The sequence below is a fragment of the Pseudomonas sp. NPDC089406 genome, from assembly GCF_044900265.1.
Taxonomy (GTDB): domain Bacteria; phylum Pseudomonadota; class Gammaproteobacteria; order Pseudomonadales; family Pseudomonadaceae; genus Aquipseudomonas; species Aquipseudomonas fakonensis.
Genome location: NZ_JBJDNC010000026.1, coordinates 46684 through 62561, shown reverse-complemented (window position 1 = coordinate 62561; position 15878 = coordinate 46684). Strand labels below are relative to the sequence as shown.

Sequence of the window (15878 nt, the reverse complement as noted above, 5' to 3'; positions counted from 1 at the left end):
AGGACTTCGAACCCATGACCACCACCCCGAACGCCCGCAACCGTACCCCGCGCGCCCGCCTGGCGCTGGCCCTGGAGCCGCGCATCCTGCTGGATGCCGCGGCCGTCGCCACTGCCGCCGACGTGGCCGCCAAGGTCGATGCCAGCGCCACCGCGCCCGGTACCGAGGCCACCCCGACCAAAAGCACGGTGACCATCAAGGACAGCACCGACAGCTTCGGGCCGGTCAACCTGTTCGACAACGTCAAGGTCACCCTCGACAGCAGCAAACAGGCGCCCACCGAACTGACCCTGCAGGTCAGCAGCAGCGGCAGCAACCAGGCCCTGGTGATCGACGGCGAGCAGATCGTGCTGCAGAACGGCAGCGGGTTCACCCAAGCCAACGGCTACTCCTGGTCGGTGAGCGTCGAGAATGGCGTGAGCACCGTCACCATCAACCTGCAAGCCAGCGTGCAGGCGCCCACCGCCGCACGGGCGCAAACCCTGATCGACAACCTCAGCTACCAGGTGCTGGACAAGACCGTCGACAGCGGCACCGTCAGCATCACCCTGAAAAGCCTCACCGACAGCGGCGGGCAAAGCACCGACCTGTCCGCCATCAAGGCCAGCGTCACCCTCGACAACCAGGTCAACGTGGCCCCGGTGCTCAGCGACAGCGGTGGCCTGGACAGCCGCGAAACCTACACCCCGGCAGACCTTGGCATCGGCAATGGCAGCGACGTGGTGTGGTCGGCCGACGGGCGCTTTGCCTATGTCGCCGGCGGCAATGCCCTGCAAGTGTTCTCGGTGGACGCAAGCGGCGCCCTCACCCGCCTGCAGACTTACAGCAACGCAAGCCTGGGCAACATCGCGGACCTGGTGATCAGCAGCGATGGCAAGTCGATCTACACCAGCTCCGGCAGCACCAGCATCATGCAGCTGAGCGTGGATGCCGACGGCAAGATCACCTCGGCGGTGGCAGTGGCCACCCAGAACGGCAGCACCAGCGGCGGCCTGGCGATTTCTGCCGACGGCCGTTATGTGTACGCCGGCACCGCACAAAACGACGTGGTGGTGTACACCCGCAACCAGGATACCGGCGCCCTCACCTACTTCACCCGCGCCATCGAAAACGGCAACAGCCGCGGCGGGCAGATCATTACCAGCGACGACCGGGTGTTCATCCTCTACACCGGCGTTGGCGTCAACGCCTCACCCACCCTGGCGGTGTACCAGCACGGCAGCGACGGCAAGCTGGTGCTACTCAACCAGCTGGTGCTCAGCGGCCTGACCGCCGACAGCACCAGCGATGCGTTAGCCATCTCCCCCGACGGCAAGTACCTGTACATCGCCGACCCGGGCAAGGACAGCATCGTCATCCTGCGTTACGAGGCAGACGAGGTGACCCGCATCGCCAGCATCGCCGCCAGCGACGTCAATGGCCTGGCCATGAGCGCCGATGGCAGCCTGTTGTACGCCGCCAGCAGCGATGGCACGGTGCGCAGCTACAGTATCGACAGCAGCGGCAACCTCACCCTGCACGCCAGCGTGCAGGGCAACACCAGCGGCAAGGACATTGCGGTGTCCGGCAACGGTTCGGTGCTGGTGGCCGGCGACAACGTCACCCGCTACAGCAGCGTGCAAAGCCTGAACCTGGGCCAGGCAACCCGGTTCGGCGAGGAACTGAGCTTCAAGGATTCGAACTTCGACCGCCTGGACAACTACAACGGCGCCAGCATCAGCGTCGATCCCAGTGTCACTGGCGGCAGCTTCGGCCTGGCCGAAGGCAACGGCCTGACCCTGGAAGGCAGCGCGATCAAACGCGATGGCAGCACCATCGCCAGCTTCACGGTGGCCGCCGACGGCACCCTCACCGTCACCTTCAGCGCCGACACCAGCAAGGCCGTGGCCAACCAGGTGCTGCAACAACTCACTTACAGCGCCGCCAGCGGCACCACCCCCGGCAGCCTGATGACCCTGCAGGTGAGCATCAGCGACGGCCTGCTGGCCAGCGGCGTGCTCAGCCTGACCCTGCGCGCCAACAGCGTGCCGGTGGGCAACGCCGGCAGCTATGTGCCGCCCAAGGTCACCAGCGAGACCGGCTACAGCACCGTGCTGCCGGCTGACCTGTTCAGCGACGCCGACGGCGACGCATTGGTGTGGAGCGTCAGCCCCCTGCCCGACGGCCTGAGCTTCGACCGCGTCACCCGTACCATCAGCGGTACCACCACTGCCACCGGTGAATTCGTCATTGTGGTCACCGCCACCGACGCCAGCGGCCAGAGCGCCTCGGTGGAGCTGACCCTGGACGTCGAGCAGATCGCCAACCGCGCCCCCGAACATAACAGCAGCGCTGCCGACACCGTGCTGCTCACCGTGGGCAGCAACAGCGCCACCCTCGACCAGGCCCTGTTCAGCGACAAGGACCAGGGCTACGGCGATACCCTGACCTGGAGCGTCGACGGGCTGCCCTCGGGCGTTAGCTTCGACCCGGCCACCCGCACTCTCATTGGCGACACCAGCGCTACCGGTGAATACACCATCAAGGTGACCGTCACCGACAGCGCCGGCGCCTCCACCAGCACCGAGCTGACCCTGCGGGTGATTTCCCAGACCGAGGCTGACAACAGCAAGCCGGTGCTGAGCGTGGACAGCAGCACCCTGGTGTACACCAACAACGGCGGGCTCAGCGGTTTCGGCGACTATGTCTACAGTGTGGAAGTCTCCGACGACGGGCGCACGGTATTTGTACTGGGCAGTAGCGCGGGCGGGCACACCATCGTCCCCAGTGGCAACAGCACGCTGTACGTGTATAGCCGCAACCTGGATACCGGTGCCCTGACCTTGGTGCAGCGTATCGTTCAGGGTACTGCCGACGATGGCGATGCCAGCAACGGTGTCGAGGTGGACGGCCTGAAGAATGCGGCATCGGCAGTCTATTCGGCCGACGGCAAGCAGCTGTACGTGGTCGGCCAGAAAGCCGCCGGCGGCAATTACGCAGTCAGCGTGTTCGACGTCAACGCCGATGGCACCCTGAGCGCCACCGGGCAAAGCCTCGACGCCGGTGCCACACAGATCAAGCAGATGAGCGTGGGCGCCGACGGCACCCTCTACGCCGTGGCCGGCAACACCCTGCTGCGCTTCGCCGCCAATGGCGATGGCAGCCTGTCGGCAGCGACGCTGATCACCGACAGCACCTTCAACACCGCTTACGCCGTCAAGGCCGACGCACAGGGCAACGTGTACGTGATCGGCACCAGCATCCTGGTGGTCTACGAACCGGATGGCGCAGGCGGGCTGACGCGCACCGCACAGATCACCGGCAACGGCCTGAATACCACCATGCGCGACCTGGTGGTCTCGGACAGCGGCTACATCTACGTGCCCACCGGTAGCAATGGTATCCGTACCTTCCACTACGACAGCGCCAGCAACAGCCTGGTGTTCGTCAACACCGCCGCTACAGCGGCCCAGACCTGGGGCGTCGCGCTCTCGGCCGACGGCAAGACGCTGTTCGCCGGCACCAGTTCGGCCACCCTGCGCATCTACAGCCTCGGCGACGACGGCGTCCCGGTGTTCGTCAAGGAAATCACCGGCACCAGTGGCCGTGCCTACCGCATGGCAGTGTCGGCGGACGGTGAATCGATCTACGGCGGTGGTTTCTTCACCATAGGCGGCCTGGGCACCATCAGCATCTCCGACGCCGCCCAACTGGACTACACCGAAGGCCAGGCCGAGGTGATCCACCCTGGCGCCAACCTCGGCGTGTCCGACGCCGAACTCGACGCCCTGGCCAGCGGCGCCGGCAACTACAAAGGCGCGGTGATTACCCTGGAACGCGACGGCGGCGCCAACCCCGACGACCTGTTCGACTTCACCACCGGCAATGGCCTGACCCGCAGCGGCGAGCAGATCCAGCTCAACGGCACCACCATCGCCACGATCACCCGTGTCGACGGCAAGCTCACCGTCACCTTCACCGCCGACACCACCAAGGCCGTGGCCAACCAGGTGCTGCGCCAGATCTCGTATGCCAACGCCAGTAACGACCCCGAAGCCAGCATCAGCCTCAAGCTGACCTTCCAGGACGACTACAAGAGCGGCACCACCAGCCGCGAACTGGTGGTGCAGATCGCCGCAGTCAACGACGCCCCAGTAGTCAGCACCACCCCGGTGGACAGCCAGCAAGAGCCTGGCAAGGACAGCGTGAAGCTGTTCGACGCCAGCGCCATCGATGCAGTGGAAGCTGGGCAGACCATCACCAGCCTGACCTTCACCGTCAGCGGCGTGAAGGACGGTGCCAGCGAAACCCTGCTGCTGGACGGCACCCAGATCGCCCTGGTGGCCGGCAGCGGCATCACCGCCGGTGGCCTGAGCTACACCGTCACGCTAAGCGACGGCACCGCCACCGTGGTGCTGGGCAGCGCCGCCGGCATCAGCGCCAGTGCGGCGGCTGTGGTCGTCGATGGTGCGCGCTACGCCAACACCGACAGCAAAGGCGCCACCCTGGGCGTGCGCAGCATCACCCTGAGCGCAGTGAAAGACAGCGGCGGCACCGCCAACGGTGGCAGCGACACCGCCACCACCAGCCTTGCCGCCGAGGTGACCGTCACCCGGCAGAGCCCGGTGCTGGGCGCCGACATCGGCGCGCTGGAGCTGGCCGAGCTGGTGCAGTCCGGCGACTGGCCCAACCCCTATGCCGGCATCAACGGCGTGGTCAGCGTCGGCGACCAGGTCTACGTGCTGCGCAGCACCAGCGAATGGGTGTACGACGATGCCACCGGCACCGGCGCTGACGTGACCTTCAGCACCCTGTACGTGTTCACCCGTGGCGCCGACGGCGCCCTGACCCTGGCCAGCACCCTCGATGCCACGGCCAGCAACGGCCTGGGCGAAGGCTCCAGTGGCCTGGGCCTGTCGGCCGACGGCAAGACCCTGTACCTGAGCACCGACAGCCATGGCATTGCCGTGTTCAGCCGCGACACCAGCAGCGGCGCACTGACCGCCCTGGGCACCTTCGGCGCCGACGCGGGCCTGGCCAACGACGTGCTGGTGCAAGGCAACACCGCCTACATCAGCAGCGACAGCGGCCTGCTGGTGTTCACCCGCACTGGCGACAGCTGGGCGCGCAGCGCAAGCCTCACCCCCGCCGACGGCAACGCCTGGTTCAGCGCGCTGCAACTGTCGACCGACGGCAAGTACCTGTTCGCCGCCAACTCTGGCGGCAATGCACTGGTCAGCGTGTATGCCGTGGCCGACAACGGCGCCCTGAGCCTGGTGCAGCACCTGGCCGGCAGCGCTGGCGAGCACTATGCCAACAGCCTGGCCCTGGCGGCCGACGGCAAGACCCTGTACGTCGCCGACGGCACCACCCTGTACAGCCTGCAGGTGGGCGCCGACGGCAAGCTGGCCCAGAGCGGCGCCAGCATTACCCTGCCCGCCGCGCCCAAGGCCCTGGTGGTCAGCGATGACGGCAGCGCGCTGATCGCCGTGGGCGAAAGCCAGATCAGCCTGTACAAGCTGGGCAGCGACGGCACTCTGGGCAGCGGCCAGCAGCTGAATATCGACGGCGTGCGCCTGAGCGAAATCCGCGCTGTCAGCCTGAGCGCTGACGGCACCCAGCTGTACCTCACCGGCGAGTTCGGTAGCGAAGGCCTGCTGGTACTGAACCTCACCGCGCAGTCGAGCACCTTCACCGAAGGCGGCGACGCCGTGGCAGTGCTACCCGGCGCCACCCTGCACGACCCGCAACTGGACGCCCTGGATGACTACAAGGGCGCCAGCATCGTCATCCAGCGCGACGGCGGCGGCAGCACCGAGGATGTGTTCAGCCTGCTCACCGGCAGCGGCCTGACTCTGGAAAACGGCCAGGTACTGCTCAACGGCCAGGCCATCGCCAGCTTCGTGCAGGCCGACGGCGTGCTCACCCTAAGCTTCATCGCCAGCGTCAGCCAGGCCAACGCCCAGCAGGTGCTGCGCAGCATCGCCTACAGCAACAGCAGCCAGGACCCGGCCAGCAGCGCCACCTTGAGCGTGCAGGTGAACGACGGTGACGGCCACAGCGACAGCCGCCTGGTGCAGTTGGCCATCGAGGCGGTGAACGATGCGCCGGTGGTCGACACCACCGGCCTCACCCCGGTGTTCAACGCCGAGGGCGAGCCGGTGAAGCTGTTCGAGGGCACCCAGATCGACGTGGTGGAGGCCGGCCAGCAGGTGTGGCAGGTGGTGCTGACCCTGGACCCCACCGCCAGCGGCGACATCATCGGCGTCGACGGCGGCAAGATCTACCTGGACGATACCAACAGCGGCGCGCAGTTCAGCGCCAGCGGCCAGGAGTACGTGATCATCCGCAGCGGCGGGCAGACCCAGCTGGTCCTCTATGTCAACGGCGACGCCCAGCGCGCCCAGGTCCTGGTCGACAGCCTCACCTACAGCAACAGCGGCGACAACCTCGCCGGCACCCGCACCATCAGCCTGAGTGTGGTCGACAATGGCGGCGGCACTGACAAAGGCACGGCCAGCAGCCAGGCACTGGTGACCCTGCACGCAGCGCTGGCGCCCAACACCGCGCCAACGCTCGGTGGGGGCAACAGCACGGTCGGCTACACCGAACAGGGCGAACCTGTGTACCTGGCGCCCGGCGCCAGCATCAGCGACACGCAGATGGACGCCTTCAACAACGGCCAGGGCAACTACGACGGCGCCGTGCTCACGGTCACCCTCGGCGACGGCCACAGCAGCAGCGACCAGCTCGGTTTCAAGGACGGCAACGGCCTGAGCGTGAAAGACGGCAAGCTGGTCAAGGACGGCAAGGTCATCGGCACCCTTACGGTCGCCGACGGCGTGCTGACCCTGCGCTTCAGCGATGCCGCAGGCCAGGTACCCACCACCGCCGACGTGAACAACGCCCTGCAGCAGATCACCTACGCCAACAGCAGCGACGTGCCGGTGGCCAGCGTGGCGGTGACCATCGCCCTCAACGACCAGCGCGGGCTTGGCGCCGACAGCCTGGCGCTGACGGTGAACATCACCGCGGTCAACGACGCACCCGTGCTGGGCAACGACCCGGTGCTGTCGATGGGCGACCTGGACCGCGTGCAGGACCTCGACCTGAGTGCCTACGGCCTGGCCACCCCCACCGCCAGCGTGGTATCTGCCGACGGTTCGCGGGTGTACATCGTCGACGGCCAGGGCCATATCGCCCTGTTCAGCCGCAGCGAAAGCGGCGCGCTGACCCACGTCAGCACCCTGAACAGCGGCGTCGACATGGGCCACCTGCAACTGTCGGCCGACGGCAAAAGCCTGTATGCGCTGCGCAGTGACGGCAACGCCATCCTGGTGTTCAACGCCGATGCCCAGGGCAGCCTGACTCTTGCCGCCACCGTGGTGAGTGACTACGCCATCGACGCCAGCGCGCTGTTCGACATGCGTGACCTGGCCCTGTCGGCCGATGGCAAGACCCTGTTCGTGATCAACGCCTACACCGTGCTGTATTTCAGCCGCGACAGCGCCAGCGGCGCGCTGACCTACGGCGGCAGCCTGGAAGGCAACATGTGGGGCGCGCCCTACCTGTGGTCGCCCACCGAAATCGTCAGCAAAGGCGACTTGTTGTTCGTGGTGACCAACTCGGGCAACGGTTCCAGCCTGATCGTCTACCAGCAAGGCAGCGACGGCGCCCTGACGCTGTTGGGTTACAGCCGCGAGGGTGATGGCGCCCTGAGCGGCCTGACCCAGGTCAGCGTCAGCGCCGACGGCAAGACTGTCTATGTGGCCAACGACAGCCAGGTCAGCGGCTACAGCCTGGCCGGCGGCACCCTGACCTGGCTGGGCAACGTGCAGGGCGGCGGCACCATTACCGATATCGCCGTGTCGGCCGACGGCGCGCTGCTGTTCGTCACCCTGCAGGACGGCACTGTGAACCGCTACTCCACCGCCACCGGCGCCCTCACCGGCAGCGTGCAGGTGGGTGGCGCCGGGCAACTGCTGGTGACCGACAACGGCGTACTGGTGCTGGGCAACGACGCCAGTGTGCTGGCCAGCGAAGCCAAGGACGGCCCGAGCCAGGATGCTGAAGACCGCACACCCTTGCCACTGGCCCCGAGCGTGACCCTGAGCGACCCCGAGCTGGACGCCGCCAACAACTACCAGGGCTCCAGCCTGACCATCAGCGGCCAGGCCAGCGACAGCATCGGCCTGCTGGCCGGCGGCCCCTACAGCCTGGATGGCAACAACGTGCTGCTGGACGGCAACGTGGTAGCCACCCTGGTGCGCGACGCCAATGTCACCACCCTCACCTTCACCGCCGCCCTGACCCGCGACCAGGCCACCGCACTGGTGCGCCAGCTCAGCTGGACCAGCAGCGCCGACGCCCCGGCCCAGGCCAGCAGCCACGCCATCACCCTGGTGCTGAACGACGGCAGCAACGGCGATGCGTTGGCCAGCAACAGCTTCAACATCGACGTGACCCTGTTGCCGCCGAACCAGCCACCGGTGCTCAACGACGCCTACAGCGATTACGCGCTCACCCCGGCCACCGCCGGCACCAGCTACCAGTTGCAGCTGCCCGCCGACCTGTTCAGCGACCCCGAGGGCGAAGCACTCACCTACAGCATCGAAGGCCTGCCCGCCGGCATGTCCTTCAACCCGGCCACCCGCACCCTGTCCGGAACCGCGCCGCGCGAGGTCGGTAGCCTGAGCCTGACCATCAAAGCCACCGACGCCGGCGGCAAGTCCACCAGCCTGGTGCTGGAGCTGGACGTGGCCAACGCTGTACCGGTGGCCGATGCCGGCTACCACCTGCCCGGCGTGGGCGTCGGCCAGCCGTATGAAGTGCAGGTGCCGGACAGCCTGTTCCGCGATGCCAACGATGACAACCTGACCTGGAGCGTGGTCGGCGAGCTGCCTGAGTGGCTGAGCTTCGACGCAGACAGCCACACCTTCAGCGGTACCGCCCCGGCCAGCGCCGGCAGCTTCAGCATCACCCTGCGCGCCGACGACGGCCAGGGCGGCGTCACCGAGGTCACCCTGACCCTGGTGGTGGCCCGCCCGGCCAGCCCGGCCAGCAACGACGGCGTGGCGCCGGTGATCAACGCAGCCGGCAATACCGCCCTGCCGCTGGCTGCCAGCAACACGCCGTTCGAGCTGGAAGACGCTGCGCCCAACGCGCTGCAGATCACCAGCGAACCGGCCTTGCAGAGCGCCGCAGACAGCCTGCGCCACAGCAGCCTCGACGATGGCGGCCTGGCCAGCAGCCGCGGCACCCTTGCCGCACAACTGGCCAACGCCGACCGCATCGTCACCGACACCGGCTTCCAGGGCGAGACCAACGCGCAGATGCGCTTCGACGGCAAGACCCTGCGCGCCGAGGTCGACCTGGGCAACCACGATGGCCGCTGGGTCAGCCTGCGCGTGCCGCTGGAAGTCGCCGACGGTGCCAGCGTGCAGCGGGTGACCCTGGCCAACGGCCTGCCGCTGCCCAGCTGGGCCGCCTTCGACGCCCGCAGCGGCGAAATCCGCATCGACAGCCGCCACCTGCAACGCCACGGCGAGGTGCGCCTGAGCCTGGTGCTGCGCGATGCCGACGGCCGCGAACAGCGCGTGCCGCTGCACATTCGCGCCCAGGGCCAGGAGCCGGCCCGCGCCGACACCACCGAGGCGCCGGCCACCCTCAGCCAGCAGCTTGGCCGGCAAGCCAGCGGCTCCCTGTACACCGAGGCCATGGACCTGCTGCAACAGCTGGGCGAATGGGCCAACGACGACTTCCAACACATTGCCTGAATGCATCAAGGACGCATGACCAAATGACCCGCACGACTTTCAACCGCGTCTCCCTGCGCCTGGCCATCGCCTGCGCCACCCTGGGCCTGTCGGCCTGCGCCGTGAAGCCCGAGCCGATGAGCACCGAGCAGCGCCTGGCCGAGTCCGACGCCGACCGCCAGAGCATGTTCGCCGCGCAAGAGCCGGTCACCCGGCCGATCAGCCTGGAAGAAGCCATGGCCCGCGCCGTGAAGTACAACCTGCAGCAGCGCGTGGGCCTGATGCAGCGCCAGCTGGAGGACAACACCCTGAGCGGCGCCAACCTGAGCCTGCTGCCGCAGCTGGCGGCCAACGCCGGCTGGCGCGGGCGCGACAACGTGGCAGGCTCGTCCAGCGAATCGGTGACCACCGGCCAGCAGTCGCTGGAGCCCTCCACCAGCAGCGACCGCAGCAGCCGCGATGCCAACCTGCGCCTGTCGTGGAACGTGCTCGACTTCGGCGTCAGCTACTTCAGCGCCAAGGCCCAGGCCAACAAGGTGCTGGCCGCCGAGGAAACCCGGCGCAAGGTGGTGGCCGACATCGTCCAGCAGGTGCGCGAAGCCTATTGGCAGGCGGCCGGTGCCGAGCGCCTGCAGCCCCAGGTGCAGCAAGCCCTGAGCGATGCCCGCGGCGCCCTGGAGCAGGCCCGTGAGGGCGAGCGCCAGCGCTTGCAGGCGCCGATCGATTCGCTGCGCTACCAGAAGAGCCTGCTGGAGATGATCCGCCAGCTGGAGGTGGTGGACGGTGAGCTGTCGGTGGCCAAGGCGCGCCTGGCAAGCCTCATGAACCTGCCGCCGAACACCGCCTTCAGCCTGGCCGCGCCGGCCGAGAGCAGCTATGCACGCCCGGCCCTGGCCTACAACCTGGCCGACCTGGAAGTCACCTCGATGATCCAGCGCCCGGAAATCCGCAGCGAAAGCTACCAGGCGCGCAATGCCGTGCTGGAATCGCGCGCCGCCTTGCTCAAGCTGCTGCCGGGAGCCAACCTGTTCGTCGGCGGCAACTACGACAGCAACAGCTTTTTGGTCAACGACCACTGGGCCGACGCCGGCCTGCAAGTCAGCTGGAACCTGCTCAACGTGCTGGCCTACCCCACCGTGAAAAAAACCGGCGAGAGCCGCCAGCAACTGGCCGAGCTGCGCCGCCAGGCCATGCGCATGGCCGTGCTGACCCAGGTGAACGTGGCCTGGCGCGAGTTCCAGCGTTCCAGCCAGGTGTACGAGCGCTCCAGCGAGCTGCAACAGGTGCAGCGCGGCATCTACCAGCAAAGCGAGCGGGCCTACGCCAGCCAGGCGCAGAGCCGCCTGGAGCGGGTACGCACCGCCACCGAAACCGTGCTGGCCACGCGCACCCGCGACCGCGCCTACGCCGAGCTGCAGGTGGCCCATGGCGCGGTGTACCAGGCCGCCGGGCTGGACCCTTTGCCCGAGCGCATCGCCGGTGCCGGCATTGCCCAGCTGAGCCAGGCCATCGCCGCCAACAGCGTGCGCCTGAACCAGGGCCAGGGCAGCGTACCGGCCGGCGTTGCCGCCGCGCAGCAACTGGCCTACGCCAAGCCGCTGGCCGCGCCCGCCCCACTCGCCCCGCCACCGGCGCCGCGCCAGCAAGTGGTGCGCCTGGACCTGTGGGACAGCCTCGGTTCGCTGCGCGGTGCCGAGCTGGTACCGGTGGAGCACGTCAATGGCCGCTAGGCAACGCAAGTGGGCCGCCGTGCTGGCGATCCTGGTGGCGGTAGCCGCCGAACGCGCCCAGGCCGAAGGTGACAACGGCGAGCTGCGTGTGCAGCTCAGCCCGATCCGCCAGACCGTGCTGTCCAGCGAGATCGGCGGCAAGCTGGTGGAGCTGGACGTGAAGGAAGGCGATACGTTCAAACAGGGCCAGCGCCTGGCGGCGTTCGACTGCTCGGTGCAAAAAGCCCAGCTCAGCCGCAGCCAGGCGGCGCTGGCCGGGGCGCAAAAAAAGCTCGAAGTGGCGCGCAAGCTCGATGCGCTGGAGTCGATCAGCCAGAGCGAAGTCACCCAGGCCCGCGCCGACATGGCCATTGCCCAGGCCGAAAGCGGCGTGGGCCGGGCCATGCTCGGGCGCTGCACGCTCAACGCGCCGTTTGCCGGGCGCGTGTCGCAACGCATGGTGCAGCGCTGGCAGCACGTGGCCGAAGGCACCGAGCTGCTGGCCATCTATGACGACAGCGTGTACCAGCTGGAGCTGATCGTGCCCTCCAGCTGGCTGGGCTGGCTCAAGCCCGGCCAGGCCTTTGCGGTGCAACTGGACGAGACCGGCCAGCGCTATGGCGCACAGGTTGAACGCCTGGGCGCGGCCATCGACCCGGTCAGCCAGTCGCTGAAAGTATTCGCGCGCATTACCGGCGACACCTCGGCGCTGCTGCCGGGCATGAGCGGCGTGGCGCTGCTGGCACCGCCTGGGGCCGGTTCGTGAACGCCGCCGTAGCGCCCGCGCGGGACAAGCGCGCCGAGCGCATGGCGCTGCTGCTGCAACTGGAGCGGCGGGTGCGCGGCGAAGCCGACCTCAGCGGCCTTGGCTTCTTGCTGGTCAACGACAGCCGCCAGCTGTTCGACTATCAGGAGGCCCTGCTGTGGCAGGCCGGCGGCGCCGGCGTAAGCCACTGCTCGGGGTTGTCTCAGGTCGAGGCCAATGCGCCCTTCGTACTGTGGCTGGGGCGCCTGTGCGAGCACTGGCAAACCCAGCCCTGGGCAGGCGAAACGCGGGTATTGAGCAGCGCCGATGCGCCAGCGCAAGAACGCAGCCAGTGGCCGGAATACCTGGCCGAGCAACTGCTGTGGCTGCCCCTGCGCCGGCGCGACGGGCAGTGGCTGGGAGCGCTGCTGTTCAGTTGCCAGCGCGCCCCCGGCACCGCCGAGCTGGCCCTGCTGCAACTGCTGCAAGACGCCAGCGCCCACGCCTGGGCCGGCCTGCAAGGCAGCCGCCGCCCACCCTTGCTGCAGCGCCTGCGCCATCGCCCGCGCAAGGCCGTGCTGGCCATCGTTGCCGCGCTATTGGTGCTGGCTGTTCTGCCGGTGCGCCAGAGCGTGCTCGCCCCCGGCGAAATCGTCGCCCGGGACCCGGCGGTACTGCGCGCGCCGTTGCAGGCGGTGGTCGAGCGCATTCTGGTGCAGCCCAACCAGGCCGTACGCCAGGGCGAGCCGCTGGTACAACTGGACCGCCGCGAGCTGGACAGCCGCCTGGAAAGCGCCCGGCAAACCCTCACCGCCGCCGAGGCGCAGTTGCGCCAGGCACGCCAGCAGGCGCTGTTCGATGAGCGCGCCAAGGCCCAGCTGGCCGAATTGCAGACCCGCCGCGACCAGGCCCGCGCCGATGTCGATTACCTGGACGGCAACCTTGAGCGTTCGTTGATGCTGGCCCCGCGCGACGGCGTGGCAATTTTCGACGACCCCAGCGACTGGATCGGCCGCCCGGTGTCACTGGGCGAGCGCATCATGCAGGTGGCCGACCCCCACGATGCGCGCCTCGAGGTGCAACTGCCGGTGGCCGACGCGATTGCCCTGGCGCCCGGCGCCCAGGTACGCCTGTTCCTCAACAGCCAGCCCGGCAGCCCGCTGCTGGCCACGCTGCAGCGCCACGGCTACCGCGCCACGCCCGGTAGCGACGGGACCATGGCCTACCGCCTGCAAGCGGCCTTTACTGAAGACGATGCGCGCCTGCGGGTGGGCCTGAAAGGCACCGCCAAGCTGTATGGCGAACGCACCTTGCTGTTCAACTACCTGCTGCGCCGGCCGCTGGCCGCAGCCCGTGTGTACCTGGGGTGGTGATGGACGCAGCTGCCCTGCCCCTACCACCCGGCCAGGCGCGCCTGCCGGTTCTGCGCCGCAGCCTGCGCCTGCACCCGGGCCCGCGTTCGCGGGACGGCTCGCCCAGCTGGACCCTCGAAGACCCGGCGCGCGGGCGCTTCTACCGCATCGGCTGGCCCGAGGCCGAAATGCTCAGCCACTGGCCCAGGGGCAGCGCCGAGGCAGTGGCCGCAGCCGTCAGCCAGTCCACCACCCTGGCCATGCAAAGCCAGGAGGTGGAGCAGTTCGCGCAGTTTCTGCGCGCCCAGCAACTGGTGGATGTGGCCGGCGAAACCGCCATGGACGAGCTGCGCAAGCGCAGCGAGGCCGGTGCCACCGGTTGGGCCGGCTGGCTGATGAAAAACTACCTGTCGATCCGCATCCCGTTGCTGCGCCCGGATGCGTTTTTGACCCGTACCCTGCCCCGGGTGCGCCAGGTGTTCGGCCAGGGTTTCGTCATCGCCACCCTGCTGGCGGCGCTGTTGGGGTTGTACCTGGCGGCCCGCCAATGGGACAGCTTCACCCACACCTTCCTGCACTTCTTCAGCCTGGAAGGCGCGCTGCTGGCGGCCTGTACCTTGAGCCTGAGCAAGGTGCTGCACGAGTTCGGCCACGCCTATGCGTGCAAGCACTTCGGCTGCAGGGTGCCGACCATGGGGGTGGCCTTTCTGGTGCTGTGGCCGGTGCTGTACACCGACGCCAGCGGTGCCTGGCGCCTGACCCGGCGCCACCAGCGCCTGGCCATCGGCGCCGCCGGCATGGGCGTGGAGCTGTGCCTGGCGGCCTGGGCCACCCTGGCCTGGAGCTTCTTGCCCGACGGCCCGCTGCGCAGCGCCGCGTTCATGCTGGCCAGCACCACCTGGATTCTCACCCTGGCGGTGAACCTCAACCCGCTGATGCGCTTTGACGGGTACTTTCTGTTCGCCGACCTGCTGGATGTGCCCAACCTGCAGGAGCGCGCCTTCGCCCTGGCGCGCTGGCGCCTGCGCGAGGCGCTGTTCGGCCTCGGCGACCCGCGCCCGGAGTACTTCGAGCCCTGGCTGCACCGGGTGCTGCTGGGCTATGCCTTCGCCACCTGGGTGTACCGCTTCTTCCTGTTCATGGGCATCGCCCTGCTGGTCTATCACTTCGCCTTCAAGCTGCTTGGCGTGCTGCTGTTTCTGGTCGAGATCGTGCACTTCATCCTGCGGCCGATCTGGCAGGAGCTGCGCCACTGGCACCAACGCCGCAAGGACTATCGCATGAACCGCAACACTCTGTTGAGCGCCGGCCTGCTGGCCGTGGGCCTGACCCTGGCGGTACTGCCATGGAGCAGCCGCATCGATGCCCCGGCGCTGCTGCGGGCCGAGCGCCAGGCCATTCTGGTAACCCCCGCCGACGCCCAGTTGCAGGCCATCGAGGCGCGCCCCGGCGAGCCGGTGCAGGCCGGCCAGCCACTGTTCCGCTTAAGCTCGCCGCAGCTGGCCCACGACCTGGCGCGGCTTGAGCAGGAAATCGCCCTGCTGCGCCAGCAAGGCAGCCTGCAGGTGCGCGCCAGCGAAGGGGCAGCGCGCCAGGCCGTGGCCCAGGATGAGCTGCGCATTGCCCTGCAACGGCGCCAGGCGCTGCATGACCAACTGGCCCAGTTGCAGGTGCGCGCGCCCTTTGCCGGGCGCCTGGCCGACCTGGCCGAGCCGCTGGCCGCGGGCGAATGGCTGCCGGCAGGCGAGTGGCTGGGTACCCTGGTGGATGAACGCAAGCTGCGGGTGGAGGCCTTCGTCACCGAGGCCGACCGCGAGCGCCTGCAGGCCGGCGCCGAGGCCTGGTTCGTGCCCGAGGACGCCGGCCGCGCGCGGTTGCGGCTGAAGGTGGACGACATCAGCCAGACCGCCACCCGCAAGCTCACCTCGGCGCCGGAGCTGGCCTCGGTGTACCAGGGCGCGATCGCCGCCAAGCTCGACCAACAGCAGGTGCCCGAGCCCGAGCAGGCGCTGTACCGGGTATTACTGAGCCCGGTGGGCGAGCTTGAAGGCGACCTGACGACCTTGCGCGGCACGGCTATCATCACCGGCAGCGCGCGCAGCCCGCTGCTGCAGGCGCTACGCCGGGCATTGGTGGTGGTGATTCGCGAGTCGGCGTTCTAGCACCATACCCTCTGTAGGAGCCGGCTTGCCGGCTCCTATGGGAAAAATCACAACTCGTTGATTTAACAGAGACTCTTTGGGAGCGGCTTCAGCCGCGAACACCGGCGAAGCCGGTGCCATCTAGCGCGGCGCCTGCTTCGCGGCTAAAGCCGCTCCCACAGGTGTCGGGGGCGCGC

5 protein-coding genes are annotated in these 15878 nt (G+C 68.4%); all 5 read left to right on the top strand.

Features of this window, described 5'->3' with window-relative positions:
* Positions 1 to 14: 14 nt before the first annotated feature.
* The 5 genes from ACI2KK_RS18620 to ACI2KK_RS18600 are packed head-to-tail and all read left to right on the top strand — an operon-like array spanning position 15 to position 15702.
* Complete coding sequence (locus ACI2KK_RS18620; RefSeq protein WP_404670037.1) at positions 15 to 9755, top strand: beta-propeller fold lactonase family protein; 9741 nt, start codon at positions 15 to 17, stop codon at positions 9753 to 9755.
* A gap of 23 nt (positions 9756 to 9778) precedes the next feature.
* A complete protein-coding gene (locus tag ACI2KK_RS18615; RefSeq protein WP_404670036.1) occupies positions 9779 to 11464 on the top strand; it encodes a TolC family protein in 1686 nt (561 codons plus the stop codon).
* Positions 11454 to 12209 carry an efflux RND transporter periplasmic adaptor subunit gene (locus ACI2KK_RS18610; protein WP_404670035.1) on the top strand — a complete coding sequence of 252 codons (756 nt, stop codon included), beginning with the start codon at positions 11454 to 11456 and terminating at the stop codon, positions 12207 to 12209. Before ACI2KK_RS18615 ends, ACI2KK_RS18610 begins: the two co-directional genes overlap by 11 nt.
* Positions 12206 to 13561: an efflux RND transporter periplasmic adaptor subunit gene (locus tag ACI2KK_RS18605; protein WP_404670034.1), complete on the top strand. Its 1356-nt coding sequence runs from the start codon at positions 12206 to 12208 to the stop codon at positions 13559 to 13561. Before ACI2KK_RS18610 ends, ACI2KK_RS18605 begins: the two co-directional genes overlap by 4 nt.
* Entirely contained in the window at positions 13561 to 15702 is a 2142-nt protein-coding gene (locus ACI2KK_RS18600; RefSeq protein WP_404670033.1) for an HlyD family efflux transporter periplasmic adaptor subunit, read from the top strand. The genes ACI2KK_RS18605 and ACI2KK_RS18600 overlap by 1 nt, the downstream gene beginning before the upstream one ends.
* The last annotated feature ends 176 nt before the right edge of the window (positions 15703 to 15878 follow it).

Coding starts and splice junctions, on each gene's coding strand:
- ACI2KK_RS18620 (WP_404670037.1), top strand. CDS start 15: ATGACCACCACCCCGAACGCCCGCAACCGTACCCCGCGCGCCCGCCTG.
- ACI2KK_RS18615 (WP_404670036.1), top strand. CDS start 9,779: ATGACCCGCACGACTTTCAACCGCGTCTCCCTGCGCCTGGCCATCGCC.
- ACI2KK_RS18610 (WP_404670035.1), top strand. CDS start 11,454: ATGGCCGCTAGGCAACGCAAGTGGGCCGCCGTGCTGGCGATCCTGGTG.
- ACI2KK_RS18600 (WP_404670033.1), top strand. CDS start 13,561: ATGGACGCAGCTGCCCTGCCCCTACCACCCGGCCAGGCGCGCCTGCCG.